2 protein-coding genes and 2 pseudogenes are annotated in these 2,397 nt (G+C 63.0%); all 4 read right to left on the reverse strand.

Features of this window, described 5'->3' with window-relative positions; all coding sequences use genetic code 11:
* Positions 1-302: pseudogene (locus tag EOC06_RS35965) on the reverse strand (fatty acid desaturase); the annotation flags it as partial.
* Between the two features lie 10 nt (positions 303-312).
* On the reverse strand, positions 313-1,494 hold the full coding sequence (locus tag EOC06_RS35970) for an aldose 1-epimerase family protein (protein WP_128310029.1): 1,182 nt from the start codon (positions 1,492-1,494) through the stop codon (positions 313-315).
* A gap of 16 nt (positions 1,495-1,510) precedes the next feature.
* Positions 1,511-2,293 carry an ATP-binding cassette domain-containing protein gene (locus tag EOC06_RS35975; protein ID WP_024501560.1) on the reverse strand — a complete coding sequence of 261 codons (783 nt, stop codon included), beginning with the start codon at positions 2,291-2,293 and terminating at the stop codon, positions 1,511-1,513.
* Positions 2,290-2,397 (reverse strand): annotated as a pseudogene (locus tag EOC06_RS44470) (ABC transporter permease); the annotation flags it as partial. The gene EOC06_RS35975 and the pseudogene EOC06_RS44470, both read right to left, overlap by 4 nt.

Genomic DNA, 2,397 nt, shown 5'->3' on the forward strand with positions numbered 1-2,397 from the left:
GAGCCATAGAGCACGCCATAGACGAGCAGGAACGGCACCACCCACCACGTCCCCCAGAACCAGGCGATCCCGGCGGCGGAACCCAATATGGCAGCGATCCAGATGATCGTGTCGCGGATCGCCGGCCCGTCCGAGCGTTGCATCAGCTCTTTCATCGCCTTGCGCGGCACATCGGTGTGATACCACTCGGCCGAGGCCAGCCCGGTCTCGATCGCGATGCGCGTGCTTTCCCCGACCAGGCTGTAGTCGCGCTTTTTCTCCATCACATCGACCTCCGATTTCCGGCCCGCCAGCCGGAGCATTCGTTTCGCATCATGCCCTGTCCGCCAATCCCGGGAAATTGCCCGACGGCACAGGATAATCCTGTTGCGGCTGCCTGGCGATCGACGCGATCTTTGCTTCGGCCGCCGCGATCGCGCCGGCGCCGTCGAGCACTCGGAACACCGCGTCGTAAGAACGGCTTTCGCCATGCTCCAGCCAGATCATCTCGCCTCGCTCGCGCGCCGCGAGATTGCCCAAGACATGGTGTGTCGAGGGCTCTATGCCCAGCGCATACTGCCCTGCCTGGAAATTCTGCCATTGGTAGGCGCAAGGCAGCTGATCCTTGCGCGTGATCACTTCGAAGCCGAGCCCGAGCTGATCGTTGACCACCGCCACCGGCACCTCGCCATTGGCGTCCGCCGCCATCTCATGCTGCCAGACCTGCTCGCTGAAGCCCAGTCGCGGCGCCGGCACGGTGCGGTAGCCGACCTTCTGCGCCTCGTAGCGTTCGCCTGCATGGCCAGCCCAGACGACGTCGCGGATCGGCGCCAGATAGCGCGAACCCTCGTCGAGCAAGGGGTGGCTGACATTGACGTGGTAAAAATACATGTGCGGCGTGCGATTGAAGCCATGGTTGACGACGCGGTCCGACAGCCGGATCTCGTTGCCGCCGACATCGGCCTCGATACGCCGGATCAGATGCAAATCCTCGCCGAACACCGCCGATTGCTGAACGATGCCTTCGGCCCAAAGCACGCAGCGGTCGCCATCCCAGGCCTCGCCATAGCCGGTCAGCCGCGCTGGAATGGTGCCGACGCGGCCATGCATCGAATGGATCACGGTCTTCTTGCCCGGGTAGTTGTAGCTATCGGCAGGCACCTCTTCGCGGCCCAATATGTGGTCGAGGCCGCAGGTGACAAGCAGGCCTGAAAACGAGCGCGCCCAGGCGAGTCCCCCTTCCCCCTCATAATCGTGCAGGCCGGGGTGGCGAAAACCGCTCGGCGAATGCCAGCCGATCGCCTGGCCCTTGAAGTCGCAATCGGCGATATCGAGCGCCCGGTCGACCAGCGTCGTGAAGCGCAGCCCCGTGCCGGTACGGAACTCCAGCATGCGGATGCCGCGTTCCACCCCATCGCCAAGCGTCATCAGCCGCACGCCGGCAAATTGCGACAGCATGCCCGAACGTTCCGACACCTGCCGGCGCGAAAGCGTCTTGCCGTAGAGTTCTACCATGTGACGGCCAACTTCTTCACTTCGCTCTCGTCTCTTTCAGCAGGGCCGACATATCGGCGCCGGTGATGATGCTCTCCACCGTCAGGAGATCGGTATCGGCAACCGTCTGCTCGGCGACGATCTCGCCGCGGCGCATGACGATGATGCGGTCGGCGACCTGGAACACGTGGTGGATGTTGTGGGTGATCAAAAGCACGGAATGACCGGCGTCGCGCACCTCCTTGACGAAGCGCAGCACGCCATGGGTTTCCTCGACACCGAGATTGTTGGTCGGCTCGTCGAGGATGATGACCTTGGCGGCGAACTGCATGGCGCGAGAAATCGCAATCGACTGCCGCTCGCCACCCGACAGCGTCGAGACCAGCGCATCGGCGTCGAGTTTTTTCGAGATGCCGACGCGCTTCAACAGCGCCGACGCCGCATCGCGCAATTTGGCGAAATCGAGCGGCGCGAACACGCCCAGCCATTTCAGCTTGACCGGTTCGCGCCCAAGGAAAAGATTGCGCGCAATGCTGAGATCCGGCGCCAGAGACGTATCCTGGTGGATGGTCTCGATGCCGAGGTCCATGGCATCGCGCGTCGAGCGGATCGAGACCTTCTCGCCGCGCACATAGATGTCGCCACGGTCGATCGGAAACACACCGGAAATCGCCTTGATCAGCGTCGATTTGCCGGCGCCATTGTCTCCGAGCAAGGCCACCACCTCACCCTCCTTGAGAGCAAAGGACGCATTCTTCAGCGCCCGAACGCTGCCGAAGGATTTTTGCAGATTCTGCAGCCGGAGAACTTCCATCGTCAGCCCCTTGCGGCGTTCTTCTGCAGCAAAGCGTGCAGGATGAGCATGGCGAGGATGATGAGGCCGACGAAGATGTTGTAGGCGAGGCCCGGCACGCCGATCAGCAC

This window comes from Mesorhizobium sp. M7A.F.Ca.MR.362.00.0.0, from assembly GCF_004023175.1.
Lineage (GTDB): Bacteria > Pseudomonadota > Alphaproteobacteria > Rhizobiales > Rhizobiaceae > Mesorhizobium.